The 17,458-nt window shown below is 69.5% G+C and carries 13 protein-coding genes and 1 tRNA gene; 13 read left to right on the forward strand and 1 reads right to left on the reverse strand.

The window, feature by feature from the left end:
- Nucleotides 1–369: 369 nt before the first annotated feature.
- The 10 genes from CGU35_RS02600 (at nucleotide 370) to CGU35_RS02645 (ending at nucleotide 9,975) form a co-directional block, all read left to right on the forward strand.
- Nucleotides 370–1,290, forward strand: a complete 921-nt coding sequence (locus CGU35_RS02600; protein ID WP_232711121.1) for a TadA family conjugal transfer-associated ATPase — start codon at nucleotides 370–372, stop codon at nucleotides 1,288–1,290.
- Nucleotides 1,278–2,207, forward strand: coding sequence for a type II secretion system F family protein (locus CGU35_RS02605; RefSeq protein WP_232711113.1), 930 nt, complete (start codon nucleotides 1,278–1,280; stop codon nucleotides 2,205–2,207). Before CGU35_RS02600 ends, CGU35_RS02605 begins: the two co-directional genes overlap by 13 nt.
- 192 nt (nucleotides 2,208–2,399) lie before the next feature.
- Nucleotides 2,400–2,603 carry a DUF4244 domain-containing protein gene (locus CGU35_RS02610; RefSeq protein ID WP_036301762.1) on the forward strand — a complete coding sequence of 68 codons (204 nt, stop codon included), beginning with the start codon at nucleotides 2,400–2,402 and terminating at the stop codon, nucleotides 2,601–2,603.
- Between the two features lie 101 nt (nucleotides 2,604–2,704).
- Nucleotides 2,705–3,001, forward strand: coding sequence for a TadE family type IV pilus minor pilin (locus CGU35_RS02615; RefSeq protein ID WP_081766476.1), 297 nt, complete (start codon nucleotides 2,705–2,707; stop codon nucleotides 2,999–3,001).
- A gap of 57 nt (nucleotides 3,002–3,058) precedes the next feature.
- A complete protein-coding gene (locus tag CGU35_RS02620; RefSeq protein WP_036301788.1) occupies nucleotides 3,059–3,394 on the forward strand; it encodes an Rv3654c family TadE-like protein in 336 nt (111 codons plus the stop codon).
- 68 nt (nucleotides 3,395–3,462) lie between these two features.
- The gene (topA, locus tag CGU35_RS02625) at nucleotides 3,463–6,177 is read left to right on the forward strand and encodes a type I DNA topoisomerase (protein WP_036301768.1); all 2,715 of its coding nucleotides are present in this window, start codon (nucleotides 3,463–3,465) and stop codon (nucleotides 6,175–6,177) included.
- Entirely contained in the window at nucleotides 6,177–6,827 is a 651-nt protein-coding gene (gene tmk / locus CGU35_RS02630; protein WP_051514201.1) for a dTMP kinase, read from the forward strand. Before topA ends, tmk begins: the two co-directional genes overlap by 1 nt.
- Before the next feature lie 168 nt (nucleotides 6,828–6,995).
- Entirely contained in the window at nucleotides 6,996–8,156 is a 1,161-nt protein-coding gene (locus CGU35_RS02635) for a DNA polymerase III subunit delta' (RefSeq protein ID WP_036301770.1), read from the forward strand.
- Nucleotides 8,153–9,700: an alpha/beta hydrolase gene (locus tag CGU35_RS02640; protein WP_036301772.1), complete on the forward strand. Its 1,548-nt coding sequence runs from the start codon at nucleotides 8,153–8,155 to the stop codon at nucleotides 9,698–9,700. The genes CGU35_RS02635 and CGU35_RS02640 overlap by 4 nt, the downstream gene beginning before the upstream one ends.
- Nucleotides 9,701–9,899: 199 nt before the next feature.
- Nucleotides 9,900–9,975, forward strand: a tRNA-Thr gene (locus CGU35_RS02645).
- A gap of 116 nt (nucleotides 9,976–10,091) precedes the next feature.
- Here the strand turns inward: CGU35_RS02645 and CGU35_RS02650 are convergent.
- The gene (locus CGU35_RS02650; protein WP_051514202.1) at nucleotides 10,092–11,087 is read right to left on the reverse strand and encodes a LacI family DNA-binding transcriptional regulator; all 996 of its coding nucleotides are present in this window, start codon (nucleotides 11,085–11,087) and stop codon (nucleotides 10,092–10,094) included.
- A 156-nt stretch (nucleotides 11,088–11,243) separates the two neighbouring features.
- On the opposite strand from CGU35_RS02650, the gene CGU35_RS02655 reads away from it, so the two are divergent.
- From CGU35_RS02655 to CGU35_RS02665, 3 genes are all read left to right on the forward strand, one after another.
- Nucleotides 11,244–12,593: an MFS transporter gene (locus CGU35_RS02655; RefSeq protein WP_051514204.1), complete on the forward strand. Its 1,350-nt coding sequence runs from the start codon at nucleotides 11,244–11,246 to the stop codon at nucleotides 12,591–12,593.
- Between the two features lie 64 nt (nucleotides 12,594–12,657).
- Nucleotides 12,658–15,153, forward strand: a complete 2,496-nt coding sequence (locus CGU35_RS02660) for an alpha-L-rhamnosidase (RefSeq protein WP_036301777.1) — start codon at nucleotides 12,658–12,660, stop codon at nucleotides 15,151–15,153.
- Nucleotides 15,150–17,399 (forward strand): glycoside hydrolase family 3 C-terminal domain-containing protein, encoded by a 2,250-nt coding sequence (locus CGU35_RS02665; RefSeq protein WP_036301779.1) that lies wholly within the window; start codon nucleotides 15,150–15,152, stop codon nucleotides 17,397–17,399. Before CGU35_RS02660 ends, CGU35_RS02665 begins: the two co-directional genes overlap by 4 nt.
- Nucleotides 17,400–17,458 lie beyond the last annotated feature (59 nt).

Consider the following 17,458-nt stretch of genomic DNA (forward strand, 5'->3'; position numbering starts at 1 on the left):
GGCGGTGGGCATGCGGCTGGTCCCCCGGAACGGCGTCTCTCTGGGGTGGGGGCGGTCCTGGTTTCCTAGCCTCGCTGCATGCCCCCTCCTCCGTTCGTGCCCGCGCCGCCGAGCACCGCCGCTCGCCAGCCGGTTCCGGGATCGGCTCCGACGGCGACGCCTCGCAGAGGAGCGGATGGCTTTGTGCCGGTTCTCAGGGATGGTGTTCCACAGGACCTGACCCCGGGGTTGCGAAGTCGGGCGGTCGGGAGATACGGCGCTGGGGCGTCCGGAGTGGGTGCCGGACCCAGCGCTGCCGGATTCAGCGCTGCCGGATTCAGCGCTGCCGAGGAATCCCGGCCATCCGAGCATCCGCCGCAACTCGCTCCGCTGGTGGCGTACCTCGACGATCCTCATGTGACGGATGTCTTCGTCAACGGCTCTCGCGGACTCTGGACCGATCGGGGTGCGGGGGCGATCCGCGACCCGCTGTGGCGTGCCGACGAGGATGCCGTGCGCGAACTCGCGCTTGCGTTGATCGGGCTCGGCGGGCGACACGTCGATGAGGCCAGCCCGTGCGTGGACGTGCGGTTGGCGTCCGGGATGCGCATTCACGCCGTTCTGCCGCCCATCTCGACGGCCGGGACGACGCTTTCGATCCGCATCCCGCGGGTCGTGCGGCCGACGCTCGACGATCTCGACGAGCGGGGGATGTTCCGCACTCGGCCTGGTTCTGCCGCGTGGCTCCGTTCGCTCGTCGCCGACCGTGTCAATGTGCTCGTCACCGGTGCCGCGGGCAGCGGCAAGACGACGCTGCTCGCAGCGCTGCTTTCCGCGGCTCCGGCATCCGAACGCATCGTGACGATCGAGGACGTCGCCGAACTGACGATCGCTCACCCGCACCACATCGCGTTGGAGGCTCGACAACCGAATCTCGAGGGTGCGGGCGGCATCGGGCTCGCCCGCCTCGTCCGCGAAGCACTGCGGATGCGTCCCGATCGGCTCGTGCTGGGGGAGTGTCGGGGTGATGAGGTGCGCGAGTTGCTCGCCGCGCTCAACACGGGTCACGACGGGGGTGCGGGTACCGTCCATGCCAGCGGATTGCGCGAAGTGCCGGCCCGGCTCGAGGCGCTCGGGGCGCTCGCGGGCCTCGATGATGCCGCCCTGGCCCGGCAGGCCGTCAGCGCGATCGGGGCCGTTGTGCACGTCGGTCGCGCAGAAGACGGCACCCGCACCCTGGTGGGCGCGGGGCACCTCAGTCTCGAGAACGGGCGGCTCGCGATCGTGGAGCAGGCGCCGTGGCGCTCGTGAGGCGTCGCGCCGCGGCCGAGCGGGACACGGGTCCCGCCGAGGTCGCCGAGGTCGCGCGTCGTGCGGCGGTCCTGCTGCAGGCGGGCGTCGCGCCGCTCGCCGTCTGGCAGTACCTGGCCGAGCGGGATGCCCCGGCAGCGGCCGTGCTCGCCGATCTCGACCGGGGAGTGCCCGTCGCGGCCGCAATCGCAGCTCGGGGGCAGTCGTGGCGCGAGCTGGCGGTCGCGTGGGCTGTGGCATCCGCGGTTGGTGCGGCGCTCGCCGAGGCGTTGCGTTCGTTCGCACTCGGCTTGCGGGACGCTGCCGAAGCGCGAGACGACGTGACCGTCGCCCTCGCTGAGCCCGCTGCGACGGCGCGACTGATGCTGTGGTTACCGGCGGTCGGGTTGCTGATGGGCGTCGCTCTCGGGTTCGACACCCTCGGCATCCTGTTCACCGATCCTCGGGGGATCGCGTGCCTCGTGGCCGGACTGGCGCTCGTCGTCGGTGCGCGAGTGTGGACGGTCCGCCTCATCGGGCGCGCGCGACCTGAGCCGGGTCTTCCGGGTCTCGACGCCGAGCTGTTCGCGATCGCTCTGAGCGGGGGGGCATCGATCGACGCTGCTGCGGTGCACATCGGCCGAGCGCGCGCGGCCGTGAACCCGGGCGGTGACGACGTGCAGGCGGACATCCCTCCGGCCGTGCAAGACGTGCTTGACCTATCGCGCGCGGCGGGCGTCCCCGCCGTCGAGCTGCTCCGCGCCGAGTCGGCGAGCGCGCGTCATCGCGCCCGCGTGGACGGCCGACTTCGTGCCTCGAAACTCGGGACCCGATTGCTGTTGCCCCTCGGGATCTGCACGCTCCCGTCCTTCCTCCTCCTCGCTGTCGCCCCGCTCGTGCTGTCGATTCTCGACACGACCGACCTGCCCGCGCTCTAGAGAAAGGACCCAGCCGCCCCACCGCGCCGCCCGCCCACCGCACGCACCCGCCCGCCCGCCCGCCCCACCGCACCACCGGCAGTTGTTGTCCGTTGCGGCTGCGGATGACGGCAACAAGTGCCAGGCGAACCCACCGTGTGTCCCGGATGACGGGGCCATTGTTCGAACCCACCACTTATAGAGAGGTACATCATGAAAGATCCCTTCAGCCCCCGCGCCGTTCGCGCCGCGCGCCGCCGCCTGCTCGACGACGAAACCGGAGCGGCTACAGCCGAATACGCGATTGCCACGATGGCTGCGGTCGCATTTGCGGGGTTGCTCGTCGTGATCATGCGCAGCGACGAGGTGCGCGGCATCCTGACCGATCTCGTCCGGCGTGCTCTGACGGTGGCGTGAGCGTGCGCTGTGGCCAGGACGGCGGGTCCCACGGTCATCGCTGCGACCGATGCAGCCGGGCTCCGCTCGATGACCGGGGCTCGGTCGCGGCCGAGTTCGCGGTGACCCTTCCCGCCGCTCTGCTCGTGATCGTCGTGGGCGTCGCCGCGCTGGCGGCGGGGTCGCAGACGGTGCGTTTGCAGGGAGCAGCGGCGGATGCTGCTCGCCTGATCGCGCGCGGAGAGCCAGAGCCCGCTGACGCCCTGGTCGGCCGCCTGGCCGGGGGCGCCGACCTGCAGATCGATGAGGGTGATCGGCTCGTCTGTGTGACACTCACGTCCCCGGTCGCGGTGCCCGGCCTCGCCGCGACGGGACTGGATGTCTCAGCCCGAGCCTGCGCCGCGGCGGGCGGACGATGATGCTCGGCACCGCGGCGGCCCGCCGCTGATGCCCCGCGCTGCGCTGGAGTGCTGCTGATGGCGGGCGCGATGCTCGTCGTCGGGTCCATGCTCGTCAGCGCGACCCTCACGGTCGGCCTCGCGGCGACGGGCGGCGCGGCCGTGGCCGCTCGCCGCGCGGCTGGGGCTGCCGACAACGCCGCGATCGCCGCGGCCGACACGGTGTCGGGCGCGCTGCCGGGTGAGCCGTGCGCACGCGCGGCGGAGGTGGCCGAGGCATCCGGTGCGCGCTTGGTCTCGTGCGACACCGAGGACCTCGACGCGATCGTGAGCGTCAGGGTGTCGTTCGCGGGCATGGCCGCGGTGGCACGTGCCCGGGCTGGACCGCCCCGGGACTCGGGCGTTCCCGAGTAGGCGGCGCGCCGCCCCGACCCGGCTCACAGTGTGCGGTGTGTATGGTGTGCATCGGAGAAAGGACCCCCGTGGCCACCAGCAAGAAGCTCGTCATCGTCGAGTCTCCGACGAAGATGAAGTCGATCCAGTCGTACCTCGGTGACGACTACGAAGTGTTGTCGTCTGTCGGACACATCCGTGATCTCGCCGACAAGAAGGACATCCCCGCCGACCTGAAGAAGACCTCGGTCGGTAAGTACTCGATCGACATCGAGAACGACTTCGCCCCCTTTTACGTCGAGAGCGACCGCGGCAAGAAGACCGTCGCCGAACTCAAGCGAGCGCTCAAGGGTGCCGACGAACTCCTGTTGGCCACTGATGAGGACCGCGAGGGCGAAGCCATCGCGTGGCACCTGCTCGAAACGCTCAAGCCGAAGGTCCCGGTCAAGCGCATGGTGTTCCACGAGATCACCAAAGACGCGATCCAGGCCGCCGTCGAGAAGACGCGCGAGCTCGACCACGACCTCGTCGACGCGCAAGAGACCCGCCGCATCCTCGACCGTCTGTACGGCTGGGACGTCTCGCCCGTGCTCTGGCGCAAGATCGGCTCCGGCAGCAACGGCGCCGCCCTCTCGGCCGGCCGCGTCCAGTCCGCCGCCACGCGCCTCGTCGTCGACCGCGAGCGCGAGCGCATCGCCTTCGTCGGCGCCAACTACTGGGACATCGAGGCTCAGGTAGAGAAGGATGCCTCCGCCTTCGGCGTCAAACTCGTCCGCATCGACGGCGCGGCCATCGCGCGCGGAACCGACTTCGATGACAAGGGTCAGCTGAAGAAGGCCGTGGTCGTGCTCGACGAGGCCGCGGCCCGCCAACTCGCAACCGACGTGCAGACGGCGGGGGAGGCATCCGTCACCCGCGTCGAGGCCAAGCCCGGTACGCGCAGCCCGTACGCCCCTTTCACGACCTCGACGATGCAGCAAGAGGCCGGCCGCAAGCTCTCGATGAGCGCGAAGCACGCCATGAGCGTCGCTCAGCGGCTGTACGAAAAGGGTTACATCACCTACATGCGAACCGACTCGGTGTCGCTGGGTACGCAGGCGATCCAGGCCGCGCGCGAGCAGGCCGTGCAGCTGTACGGCTCGGCGGCCGTGCCCCTCAACCCCCGCGTCTACAAGAGCAAGAGCAAGAACGCCCAAGAGGCGCACGAGGCGATCCGTCCTTCGGGCGAGCACTTCCGCACCCCTGCGTCGCTGAGTGGATCGCTCGATCGCGACGAACAGCGCCTGTACGACCTGATCTGGAAGCGCACCGTCGCGAGCCAGATGGCCGACGCCAAGTACGAGACCACCACCGTGACCCTCGAGGTCGCAGCGGGTGAGCGCCGCGTCGAGTTCACCGCATCCGGCACCGTTTACACCTTCAAGGGATTCCTCGAGGCATACGAAGAAGGCCGGGACGAGAAGCGCGGCGACGCCGACAAGGCCGACGACCAGTCGCTGCCGCAGGTCGCCGTCGGCGACGCGCTGCAGGTCACCGAGGTCGAGCCCAAGGGCCACCAGACCACCCCGAAGCCGCGCTACACCGAGGCATCCCTCGTCAAGGCGCTGGAGGAGAAGGGGATCGGGCGCCCGTCGACCTTCGCGAGCATCATCGACACGATCCTCGACCGCGGGTACGTCACCAAGCGCGGCCAGGCCCTCGTGCCGAGCTGGATCGCCTTCAGCGTCGTGCGGCTGCTGGAGGAGAACTTCCCCGACCTGATCGACTACGACTTCACGGCCGCACTCGAGGACGACCTCGACGCGATCGCCCGCGGCGAGCAGGGCCGGGTGTCGTGGCTGCGCGAGTTCTACTTCGGATCCGAGGATCACGCGGGGCTGCGCAACATCGTCGACAACCTCGGCGAGATCGATGCCCGCGAACTCAACTCGCGCCCGGTATCGGAGGGCGTGACGCTCCGCATCGGCAAGTACGGCCCCTACCTCGAGGTCGTCGACCCCGCCAACCCGGAGGCGGACCCGCGCCGCGTGAATGTGCCGGAGGATCTCGCGCCCGACGAACTCACCCCCGCCAAGGCGCAGGAGCTCATCGAGGCACCCGTCGCCGGGGATCGTGTGCTCGGCGAGCACCCCGAGACGCACAAGCTCATCGTCGTCAAGGACGGCCGCTACGGCCCCTACGTGCAGGAGCTCGAGCCCGAAGAACCCGCCGGCGTGGACGAGGCGACCGGCGAGATCGTCGACGCCCCCGCACCGAAGAAGCGCGGCGCGAAGAAAGAGGTCGCGCCCAAGCCCCGCACCGCCTCGCTGTTCAAGAGCATGTCGGTCGACACGATCGACCTCGAGACGGCCCTGCGCCTGCTCGAACTGCCCCGCACGGTCGGCACCGACCCCGAATCGGGCGAGGTCATCACGGCGCAGAACGGCCGGTACGGACCGTACCTGAAGAAGGGCACGGACTCGCGTTCGCTCGAGAACGAGCAGCAGATCTTCGACATCGACCTGCCCGGCGCGCTCGCCGTGTACGCCCTGCCGAAGTACGGCGCCCGCCGCCCGTCGAGTGCGCTCAAGGAATTCGAGGCGGACCCGGTCAGCGGCAAGCCGATCCGCATCCGCGACGGCCGCTTCGGCGCCTATGTGACCGACGGCGAGACGAACGCGACCATCCCGCGCGGTGAGAGCGTCGAAGACATCGACTTCGAACGTGCCGTGCAGATCCTCGCCGACAAGCGGGCGAAGGGTCCCGCGCCCAAGCGCACCGCTCGCAAGCCCGCCGCCCGCAAGGCGCCGGCCAAGAAGAAGTGATGACGGATGCCGGGGGCGCTGCGGTAACCCGGCGCCCGGGCCTGTGGGTCACGCTCGAGGGCGGCGACGGCGCCGGAAAGACGACGCAGGCCGCCCTGCTGCAGGAGTGGCTCGAGGCATCCGGTCGCAACGTCGTCCGCACGCGCGAGCCCGGCGGCACCGAGGTCGGTGTGCTGATCCGCGACATCGTGCTGCACCACCGGGGCGAGGTGGCGCCGCGCGCCGAGGCGCTGCTCTACGCGGCCGACCGTGCTCAGCACGTCCAGACGCTGGTGCTTCCGGCGCTCGAGCGCGGCGACGTGGTCGTGCAGGATCGCTACCTCGATTCATCCGTCGCGTATCAGGGCGCCGGACGAGTGCTCGACGCCACCGAGGTGCGGGACCTCTCGCTGTGGGCGACGGGCGGGCAACTGCCCGACGTGACGATTCTGCTCGACCTCGATCCGGCTGCCGCGCGAGCCCGACTCGACGCCGATGACAAGCCGTTCGATCGGCTCGAGGCCGAGCGCGAAGACTTTCACACCCGCGTACGCACCGCCTTCCTCGATCTGGCCTCGGCCGAGCCGGGGAGGTTCCTCGTGCTCGACGCGACCCTTACCGCCGACGAGCTCGCCGCGCGCGTGCGAGCCCGTATCGAACCCCTGCTGTAATCCACGGTCGGCAGGGCGTCGCGCCGGTGTGCGGCCCCGGCGCGGACAACATTCCGGAACATTCGGCCTCGGCGGGGCCGAACGGACCTCCGCGGAGCCGAATAGACAAGTCATCCGGAGTGTTGTGCGCCGATGGGATGCGTCGGACGCCGCGGCTAGTCTGGGGGAGTGCCCAGCCCCGTCCCCGCAGCCCTTCCCTGGGGCGCCGTCTGGGGTCAGGACGCCGCCGTCGCATCGCTGTCCGCCGCGGCGAGCGGTGATGCCGAGGGGATGACGCACGCCTGGCTGCTCACTGGCCCCCCGGGTTCGGGGCGCTCCACCCTCGCCTACGCGTTCGCCGCGGCGCTCATCGCGAACGACGAGCACGATCAGGGTGCGATGCGCCAGGTGCTCGCGGGCACACATCCAGACCTCACCGCGCTCCGCACCGAGCGTGTCATCATCACGATCGACGAGGCCCGCAAGCTCGTCGAGCGCGCTGCATATTCACCCTCGCTCGGGCGTCACCGCGTGATCGTCGTCGAGGACGCGGACCGGATGACCGAGCGCACCTCCAACGTCCTGCTCAAGTCGCTCGAAGAGCCGCCCGAGCGCACGGTGTGGATTCTGTGCGCGCCCAGCGAGGCCGACCTGCTGCCAACCATCCGCTCCCGCGTCCGGTCGGTGCGGCTGCGCGAGCCCGAGGTTGCGGACGTGGCGCGCCTCGTCGCCGAGCGCACCGGTGCATCGCCCGAGATCGCCGAGCAGGCCGCACGGCACGCGCAGCGGCACATCGGTATGGCCCAGCGCCTCGCCACGGACGAATCCGCCCGCGCGAGGCGCGAAGAGACGCTGCGTGCCGTGCTCGCGGTCCGCAACGTCGGGGACGTCGTGACGGTCGCCGCTCGTATCGTCGAGGTCGCGACCGACGATGCCAAGGCGCTCACGGCAGAGCGCGACGCGACCGAGCGTGCCGAATTCCTCCGCACGATCGGCGTCACGGAGGGCCAGGCGGTGCCGCCCGCGGTCCGCTCGCAGTTGAGTGCCCTCGACGAAGACCAGAAGCGTCGCGCCACGCGGAGCCTCCGAGATGGCATCGACCGCGTCCTCACCGACCTGCAGTCGATGTTCCGCGACATCGTCATGCTGCAGTTCGGCCGCGACACCGACCTCGTGAACGTCGAACTCGAGCCGGAACTGCGTGCCGCCGCATCCGCGTGGACGCCCCAACGAACGCTTGCGGTGCTGGATCAGCTGCAGGTGACCCGTCGTAACCTTGAACAGAATGCCGCGCCGGCTCTCGCCCTCGAGAGCATGCTCGTGACCGCGGCGACCGGAAGGATCTCGTGACCCGTACCGAACGCCGCGGCCCCGCACGTCTTGCGGGCCGCATCCTGCGTGCCTCGATCGCCCTGGTGGCGGCCTCCGTGATGTTGAGCGGATGCCTCTATGCGGCCATTCCCGAGGACGCGACCTCGTCCGCGCCCGCGATAGAAGACCCGACGACGCTCGACGGTTTCTACGAGCAGGAGGTCTCGTGGAGCGACTGCGGCGGCTTCGAGTGCGCGATGGTCGCGGCCCCGCTGGACTGGGAAGACCCTTCGGCCGGAACCATCGGGCTCTCGGTCATCCGCTCGGCCGCGACCGGGTCCGACCGGATCGGATCCCTCCTGACGAACCCCGGCGGCCCCGGTGCGAGCGGTGTCTCGCTCATCCGCGACTCGCTCGACTTCGCGGTCGGGTCCGCGCTGCAGGAGTCCTACGACATCATCGGTTTCGACCCGCGCGGGGTGGGGGAGTCGACGGCCGTGCGCTGCTTCGACGCCGCCGACATGGACGCCTACCTCTACGACCTGCCGGCAAACCCGCGAGGTTCGGCCGAGTGGGAGGCGGAGCTGACCGACCGGAACACCGCGTTCGCCGATGCCTGTGAGGACAACAGTCAGGGCATCCTGCCGTTCATCAACACGGTCAGCGCTGCGCGCGACATGGATCTGCTGCGCGCCGTGCTCGGCGACGACGAGCTGTACTACCTCGGGTATTCGTACGGTACCTTCCTCGGCGCGACGTATGCCGACCTGTACCCCGAGAACGTGGGGCGCATGGTGCTGGATGGGGCGATCGATCCGTCCATCTCGGGTCTCGAGGTCGGCACCGAGCAGGCGATCGGGTTCGAGAACGCGCTGCGGGCGTACATGGCGGACTGCCTGACGACGCAGGAATGCCCGTTCCGCGGGTCGGTGGATCAGGCGATGGCAGACCTCGGTGCGCTTCTGGCGAGTGTCGACCGCACGCCGCTTCCCGCCAGCGATGGGCGGGAGCTCGGCGCGGACAGCCTGGTGACGGCCATCGTCGCCGCCCTGTACTCGCAGGAGAGCTGGGGCTTCCTGACGCAGGCGCTCGACGAAGCGCTCCAGGGTGACCCCGAGACGGCCTTCCTGCTGGCTGACTTCTACAACGGTCGGGAGGGCGGTGTGTACACCGATAACTCTGCCGAGGCCTTCCGCGCCTACAACTGCATGGACTACCCGGTGGACGGCTCGCAGGCGGATCAGGATGCATCCAATGCCCGCATCGACGCTGAGGCCCCGACGATCGCGCCGTACTGGGAAGGCCCCGACCCGTGTGACGTGTGGCCGCACGAACCGACCGGAACGCGGGGACCGATCGCTGCGGCCGGTGCCGCGCCGATCCTGGTCGTGGGGACCACGGGTGACCCCGCGACCCCGTACGCCTGGTCGGTGGCCCTGGCCGAACAGCTCGAGTCCGGCACCTTGATCACGAACGTGGGCGAGGGGCACACGGGCTACAACAAGGGCAACGTGTGCGTTGACGACGCGGTCGAGGCGTACCTGATCGACGGCACCGTGCCACCGGACGGGCTCTGCGAGTAGCACCCGCGCCGCGCAGCCCGCGGGGTGCCGAGTGCGCCAAGTGTTGCCGAGTGCGCCACCTGTTCGCCGGGCGTCAGGGGTGCATTCGGTACTAACCGGCGCACTCGGCGTGGCAGGTCGAGGTGCGGTCGCGCGCGAGTTCACGGCGCGGCTCGGCAGCCTGTAAGATCGTTGCTTGTGCATCGCGCAAGCGGCGCGCGCCACCTTAGCTCAGACGGCAGAGCGATTCACTCGTAATGAATAGGTCAAGGGTTCGATTCCCTTAGGTGGCTCCACAAAACCCCAGGCCAACTCGCGGCAGCTTGGCGTCGCGAATCGCTCGCGGCCCGGAGGTGAACCAGTAGCCCGGTCATGACCTCCGGTCCGAGTCGGATCAGGATGTGCAGTCGGATCAGGCGGTCGACTCGCGCACCCGCAGAGTGACCTGCGGGCTGTGCTGCCGACGAGGCGGATCCTCGCCGGCGGCGGCCGCCAGAGCAAGGTCGGCGAAGTAACGGCCGAGCCCCTCGTCGTCGACGTGGACGGTCGAGAGAGACGGGACGAACACGCTGGAGATGGGAGCGTCGTCGTGCCCGATCACGGCGATGTCGCGGGGCACGGCGATTCCCTCGCGGAGGGCGGCGCCGACGACGAGGGCCGCGACGTCGTCGTTGTACGCGACGATGCCGGTAACCCCAGCCTGCCGCCAGCCGCTCACGATCTCGCGGACGTTCGCGGCGTCGACGGCGGCGTGCGGGACGTCCTCGATGCCGTGTTGTCGTGCGGTCGCGGCGGCGAGTTCGTATCGGGATGCCGCCAGTTCGGCGAGGCGCGGATCCGCTGACGCCGCGTAGGCCAGCCGTCGGCGCTGTCGCTCGACGAGGTGTTCGACCTGTAGGCGGGGGCCCTGGCTGAAGCTGAAGGGCTGCTCGTCGTCCTCGGTGGACTCGGTCGGCTGCGGGATGACGGCGCCCACGCCCGACGCGCGGATCTCGTCGAACAGCTCCTCGCCGAACGGGAGCATTCCCATCACGACGTCGGGCTGCAGGGTCTCCCAGAGCGGTCGTGCGTTTCCGCCCGGATGAGGTGTCATCGTCACGAGCGAGTAACCCGCTTGGTCGAGGGCCGCGGATGCTTCGTCGACATGGCGGCGCATGCTGTAGTCGATCGGCCAGTCGGGGAGCACGAGGAGGATGATCCTGTTGCGCCCGCTCGCGAGGGCCTGGGCGGCCAGGTGCGGGCGGTAGCCGAGTCGTCGCGCTGCGGCCAGGACCTTCTCTTGGGTCGCCTCTGAGATGGTCTGGCCCGGAGTCGAGTTCAGGACGAAGCCGACGGTGGCGCGAGAAACACCCACCTCACGGGCGATGTCCGCCGCGGTCACCCGTCGCTCTGCTGTCCTGTCCGACACGGATCCTCCGGGTTCATGGTATTGCTTCAGGGGCTGGTCTCTTGTCGGCCGACGGTGCCTCGCAAAATAACTTGCGCGTGCTAGTAGTCTCCGCTACTCTGCTGCAAGCTAGCTCGCGCTAGTAATCCTCTCGCAATTGTGACAATGGAGTCTTCTATGACGATGCACTCGGACGACGCTGCGGCCTTCCCGCTCGCGGCACCGCAATCCCTCCCCGCCGTTCCCGGTGCGCTCGACGAGGTCGTGATCGACCCGAGCGTCCCGCCGACGGGTCAGAAGGCCAGCGCGTCGTATATCTGGTTCCAGGTTCTCGGCCAGTTCGGTGTTTTCGTCGCCTTCATCACCCCGCTGGCGATCTCGTTGTCGATCCGACTGTCCGAGCTCGCGCCCGGCCGCGAAGAGTATCTGGGCTACATCGCCGGCTCGGGCGCGCTGGCCGTCATGCTGACCGCTCCGCTGTTCGGGGTCCTGAGCGACCGCACGCGCACTCGCTGGGGACGCCGTCGGCCCTTCATGGTCGCGGGGATGACGCTCGGCGTTCTCTCGCTCGTCGTCATGGCCCTCGCCCCGAATGTCTGGGTGCTGGGCGCGGGATGGATCCTGGCCCAGATCGGTTGGGGTCAGGTCTTCCAGAATCTGCAGACCTCGATGGCCGACAAGCTCTCCGAGACCCAGCGCGGCAAGGTGGCCGGTCTGGCCGGCTTCGCGACCCAGGTGGCTCCCGTTGTCGGTGTCGTGATCGCGGGCAGCTTCGCGGGTAACGCGCTCCTGCTGTTCCTTCTGCCCGGCCTGATCGGCGTCATCGCCGTCATCCTGTTCGTTCTGTTCACGCGTGAAGCGGACACGCGCGGTGCGCGCTTCGCCGACACGCTCTCGCTCGGCACGCTCTTCAGCAAGTACCTCTACAACCCGCGGACATACCCCGACTTCTCCTGGGTCTGGCTCGGGCGCTTCCTCTTCTACTTCGGTCTGACCCTCAACACCACGTTCACCGCATTCTTCTTCGCGTCGAGGCTCGGCGTGGACGTCGTCGAGGTCGCTCCGATCATCGCGTCGCTCGGCCTCTTCGGCATCCTCGCAACCACGGTCGGCGCGATCGGTGGCGGATTCCTTTCCGACAAGCTCCGCCGTCGTCGCCTGTTCGTGCTTGCCGGTGCCGTCCTGTTCGCGGCGGGCGCGATCGTGATGGCTTTCGCCGCCGACATCACCATGCTGTACGCGGGATCGCTCATCACGTCGGTCGGTATCGGAATGTTCGCCGCCGTCGACCAGGCGCTGATCCTCGACGTCCTGCCGGAAAAGGATACGAACGCGGGACGCTTCATGGGCATCATCGGCTTCGCCGTGTCGATCCCGCAGGCCGTCGCCCCGTTCATCGCCCCGGTGTTCCTTGCGGTCGGCGCGTCGGCGGTCGGTGACAAGAACTACACCCTGCTGTACATCGTCGCGGGGATTTTCACGGTCCTCGGCGGCCTGGTCGTGTTGAAGGTGCGCTCCGTCCGCTGAGGGCCGGCCGGTCCATCGGTCGACGATCAGCACCCCGAACATCCGCTCTCCGAGGAGTTTCATCGTGCCCATCGCCCCGTCCGCCGCGTTCATCACCCCCGTCACCTCGACGGGGGCGAGCGGCGAACCCGCCGCGTACCTGCGCCGCGAGTTCGCGGTCGCCGAGCAGCCCGTTCGCGCGACTCTGCGGGTGACGGCGCTCGGCCTCATCGAACCGCACCTGAACGGCGAGGTGGTCGGTGCCGAGGTCCTCGCGCCCGGGTGGACGTCGTACCGTCACCGGCTCGCGGTCAGCACGCACGATGTGACCGGGGGCATCGTCGTCGGCGGCAATGCCCTCGGCGCGGTGCTCGGCGAAGGCTGGGCGCTGGGCCGACTCGGCTGGGACGGTGTGCGCAATCACTTCGCGGACCGCCCGGCAGCATGGCTGCACCTCGAGCTCGAGTACGCCGACGGTTCGGTCGACGTGATCGCGACCGACACCGCCTTTCGGGCGGGCACCGGGGGCGTCGGGGTCAACAGCATCTACGACGGCGAAACCTACGACGCCCGGGTCGAGCCGACCGGGTGGGACACCTTCGGCTTCGACGACTCCGCCTGGGGCGACGTGGAGTCGTTCGACTGGTCGGCAGACACGCTGTTCGAGGCATCCGCTCCGCCGATCCGCCGCATCGACGCGCTCGTTCCCGTCGAGATTCTGAGCACGCCCGCCGGCCGCACCGTCGTCGACTTCGGGCAGAACGTCTCGGGTTGGGTGCGCATCTCGGTCGAGGGCCCGGCCGGTACCGAGATCACGCTCCGCCACGCCGAGGTGATGACGGGCGGTGAGCCCGACTACGAGACGATCCGGACCGCGCGGGCGACCGACCGCTACACGCTCGCCGGTGAGGGGCGCGAGACGTGGGAGCCGCGCTTCACGTTCCACGGATTCCGCTACGTGGAGGTCGAGGGATGGCCGGGCGTCCCCACGCCCGACGATTTCCAGGCCGTCGTCATCCACTCCGATATGACGCGCACCGGATGGCTCGAGACCTCGAATCCGTTGCTGAACAAGCTGCACTCCAACGCGGTCTGGTCGATGCGCGGAAACTTCGTGGGCGTTCCCACGGACTGTCCGCAGCGGGACGAGCGCCTCGGCTGGACGGGGGACATCAACGCCTTCACCCCGTCTGCCGCCTTCCTGTACGACGTGCGTGGGGTGCTCGGGTCGTGGCTGCAGGACCTCGCCGCGGAACAGCGCGAGAAGGGATTCGTGCCCTGGGTCGTGCCCGACGTCCTCTCGACGCCGTCCTCGCCGACCGCGCTCTGGAGCGATGTCGCGGTCAGCCTGCCGTGGGCCCTGTACCGCGAGTACGGCGACGAGCAGATCCTCGCCCATGCGTACGCGTCGATGACCACGTTCATCCGTCAGGTCGCCGCGTCGCTCGATGCGAACGGCCTCTGGAGCGGGGGCTTCCAGTTCGGGGACTGGCTCGACCCGGACGCGCCCGAGAACAATCCGGCCGGCGGGAAGACCGACCGGCACCTCGTCGCCGCCGCCTACCTCTGCCGGACGACCCGCGAGATGACCGAGACCGCACGCATCCTGGATCGATCCGACGATGCCGACGAGTTCGAGCGGCTCTCCGAACGTGTTCGGCGGGCATTCCTCGACGAGTACGTCACCGCCCGCGGCCGCGTCGTCAACGAGACGGCAACCGCCTACGCGCTCGCGATCGTCTTCGACATCCTCGACGATGCTCAGAAAAAGCACGCCGGTGACCGGCTGGCCGAGATCGTCGCGCAGGCCGCCTACCGGATCTCGACGGGCTTCGCGGGAACCCCGCTCGTCACCGACGCCCTCTCGTCGACGGGGCACCTCGACGCGGCGTACCTGATGCTGCTCGAGACGGGATGCCCGTCGTTCCTGTACCCGGTCACGATGGGCGCGACCACGATCTGGGAGCGGTGGGACTCGGTGCGTCCCGACGGCACCATCAACCCGTCGGGCATGACCTCCCTGAACCACTACGCGCTCGGCGCGGTCGTGGACTGGATGCATCGCACCATCGGGGGGCTGACCCTGCTCGAACCCGGGTACCGCCGCATGCGGATCGCCCCTCGGCCCGGCGGCGACCTGACCTCGGCGTCGCTGCGCCACGACACGGTGCACGGCCCGGTGCGCGTCGAGTGGGCGGTGGACTCCGGCTCGGCGCGGGTCACGGTCGAGATCCCGCGCGGCACGTCGGCTGAGGTCGTCCTGCCGCTGCACCCCGAGGGACTCACGGCGGAGGTGACGGATGCGGGGGAGCACTCGTGGACGTACGCGCTGCCGGATGGGCCCGCCCCGGTCGCCCTCAGCCTCGACTCGACCCTGCGCGAGGTTTCCGATGACCCCGCGGCATGGCGGCGATTCACCGACGTCTTCGGCACCCACTTTCCGGGGGTTCCCCTGGACGCCAAGGCGCCGGAGGCGGCCGCGATGACGATCGCGACGCTGCTCGAGTACATCCCCGGTGCCTCCGACGCCCTCCGGGCGGAACTCGAACGATCCCTCACGCAGACCGGAGCGGCCTCATGAATCCCGACCTCACCTCCCTGACCCTCGAGCAGAAGGCAGCGCTTCTCTCCGGGCGCGACTTCTGGAGCACGAAGGAGATCCCCGAGGCGGGCATCCCGTCCATCGTGCTGACGGACGGACCCCACGGCATCCGTCGTCAGACCGGCGGGTCCGACCACCTGGGCATCAACGCCGCCGAGCCGTCGACCTGTTTTCCGCCGGCCGTCGCCGTCGGCTCGAGCTGGGATCCCGAGATCGCGCGCCAGGTGGGCGCTGCCGTCGGCCGAGAGGCGCTGGCTTTCGGCGTTTCCGTCGTCCTGGGCCCCGGCGTCAACATCAAGCGGTCCCCCCTGTGCGGCCGGAACTTCGAGTACTACTCCGAAGACCCGCTGCTCTCGGGCGTGCTGGGCGCGGCTCACGTGGCGGCCATGCAAGAGGTCGGTCCCGGGGCATCCGTGAAGCACTTCGCCGCCAACAATCAGGAGCACGAGCGGATGCGGATCAGCTCCGACGTCGACGAGCGGACGCTGCGGGAGATATACCTGCCCGCTTTCGAGCGTGTCGTCACCGAGGCTCAACCGGCCACCGTGATGGCCTCGTACAACAAGATCAACGGCGTTTATGCGTCGCAGAATCCGTGGCTGCTCACAGACGTCCTGCGTACCGAGTGGGGCTTCGCGGGCGCGGTCGTCTCGGACTGGGGCGCCGTGAGCGATCGCGTGGCGGCAGTCGCGGCCGGTATGGACCTGGAGATGCCCGGCAGTGGCGGATCGACCGATCAGCAGATCGTCGACGCGGTGCGGAGCGGACGGCTGGATGAGAGCGTGTTGGACGAGGCCGTTCGCCGCGTCGTCCAGCTCGCGCGCCTGCCGCACACGGCGAGCGGCGAGCTGGATGTCGAGGGGCACCACGCCCTCGCCCGGACGCTCGCCGCGGACTCCATCGTCCTGCTGAAGAACGAGCAGGCCACACTCCCGCTCGGGGCGCCCTCCCGCATCGCTGTTGTCGGTGCTTTTGCGGTCGAACCGCGATTCCAGGGAGGCGGAAGCTCCCACATCAACGCGACGCGAACGGACGCCGCTCTCGACAGCATCCGCGAGCACGCCGGTGCCCGGGGGATCGGTGTGGAATACGCTCCGGGCTTCGTCCTGGCCGACGCGGAGGGCGCCGAGCAGCACCGCCGGGAAGCGGTCTCGGTCGCCTCGGGCGCGGGCGTCGCGATCGTGTTCGCCGGGCTCAGCGACCGCGAAGAGTCCGAGGGTTTCGACCGGACGACGCTCTCGTTGCCGGGTGCGCAGATCGCCGTGATTCGCGAGGTCGCGGCCGTCGCCGAGCGCACGGTCGTCGTGCTCTCCAACGGGGGCGTCGTATCGCTCGAGGGGTGGCACGACGAGGTCGACGCGATCGTGGAGGGTTGGTTACTCGGTCAGGCGGGCGGGTCGGCTATCGCCGACGTGCTCTTCGGCGTCGTGAATCCGTCGGGGCACCTCGCGGAAACCATCCCGCTGCGTCTGCAGGACAACCCGAGCTGGAACAACTTCCCGGGCGAGCAGGGTCACGTGCGCTACGGCGAGGGCGTGATGGTCGGGTACCGCCACTACGAGACCGCGGCCCAGCCGGTGCGTTACCCGTTCGGGTACGGGCTCAGCTACACCACGTTCGAGACCGGCGACCTGCGGGTCGAGACCACAGGGTCGGACACCGCCGCCGTGACGGTCACGGTCACGAACACGGGCGCTGTGGCGGGCAAGCACGTCGTTCAGCTCTATGTATCGACCACGGCCGGTCCGGTGCGCCGGGCGGCCCGCGAACTCCGCGCGTTCACGAAGGTCCGGCTCGAGCCGGGCGAGTCCCGCACGGTCGAGTTCGCTCTCGATCGGCGAGCGTTCGCGTACTGGGACATCGAGTCGGCCGGATGGGTCGTGCCCGCGGGCGACTACGCGATCCAGATCGGCGAGGACGTCTCGCGCATCGTTGCAGAACAGACGATCACGTTGGCCGGAGACATCCGCGTCCGTCCGCTGACCCTCGAGTCGGCGGTGGGCGAGTGGTTCGCGCATCCCGTCGTCGGTCCCGTTCTGATGCAGGGGCTGAGCGCGGGGATGACCGACGAACAGCGCAAGCACTCCGAGAAGAACCCGGACGAGCTGAAGATGGTGGAGTCCATGCCGATGCGGCAGTTCCTCGCCTTCACCGGCGGCGCCTTCCCGCCGGAGGCGCTGGAGCAGTTGATGCAGCTGAGCCGCGCCTCGGCGGTCGCCGTGTGAGCCGGGCACGATGCACCCGCGGTTGCGAAGTTCGAACGTGTGACGGACCGACGTCGCCG

Origin of the sequence: Microbacterium sp. BR1 (assembly GCF_002812725.1) — a bacterium.
Lineage (GTDB): Bacteria > Actinomycetota > Actinomycetes > Actinomycetales > Microbacteriaceae > Microbacterium.

Bases quoted from the DNA above. Each gene is read 5' to 3' on its own strand.
- CGU35_RS02610 (WP_036301762.1), top strand. From the start codon at position 2,400: ATGAAAGATCCCTTCAGCCCCCGCGCCGTTCGCGCCGCGCGCCGCCGC.
- CGU35_RS02620 (WP_036301788.1), top strand. From the start codon at position 3,059: ATGGCGGGCGCGATGCTCGTCGTCGGGTCCATGCTCGTCAGCGCGACC.
- tmk (WP_051514201.1), top strand. From the start codon at position 6,177: ATGACGGATGCCGGGGGCGCTGCGGTAACCCGGCGCCCGGGCCTGTGG.
- CGU35_RS02655 (WP_051514204.1), top strand. From the start codon at position 11,244: ATGACGATGCACTCGGACGACGCTGCGGCCTTCCCGCTCGCGGCACCG.
- CGU35_RS02665 (WP_036301779.1), top strand. From the start codon at position 15,150: ATGAATCCCGACCTCACCTCCCTGACCCTCGAGCAGAAGGCAGCGCTT.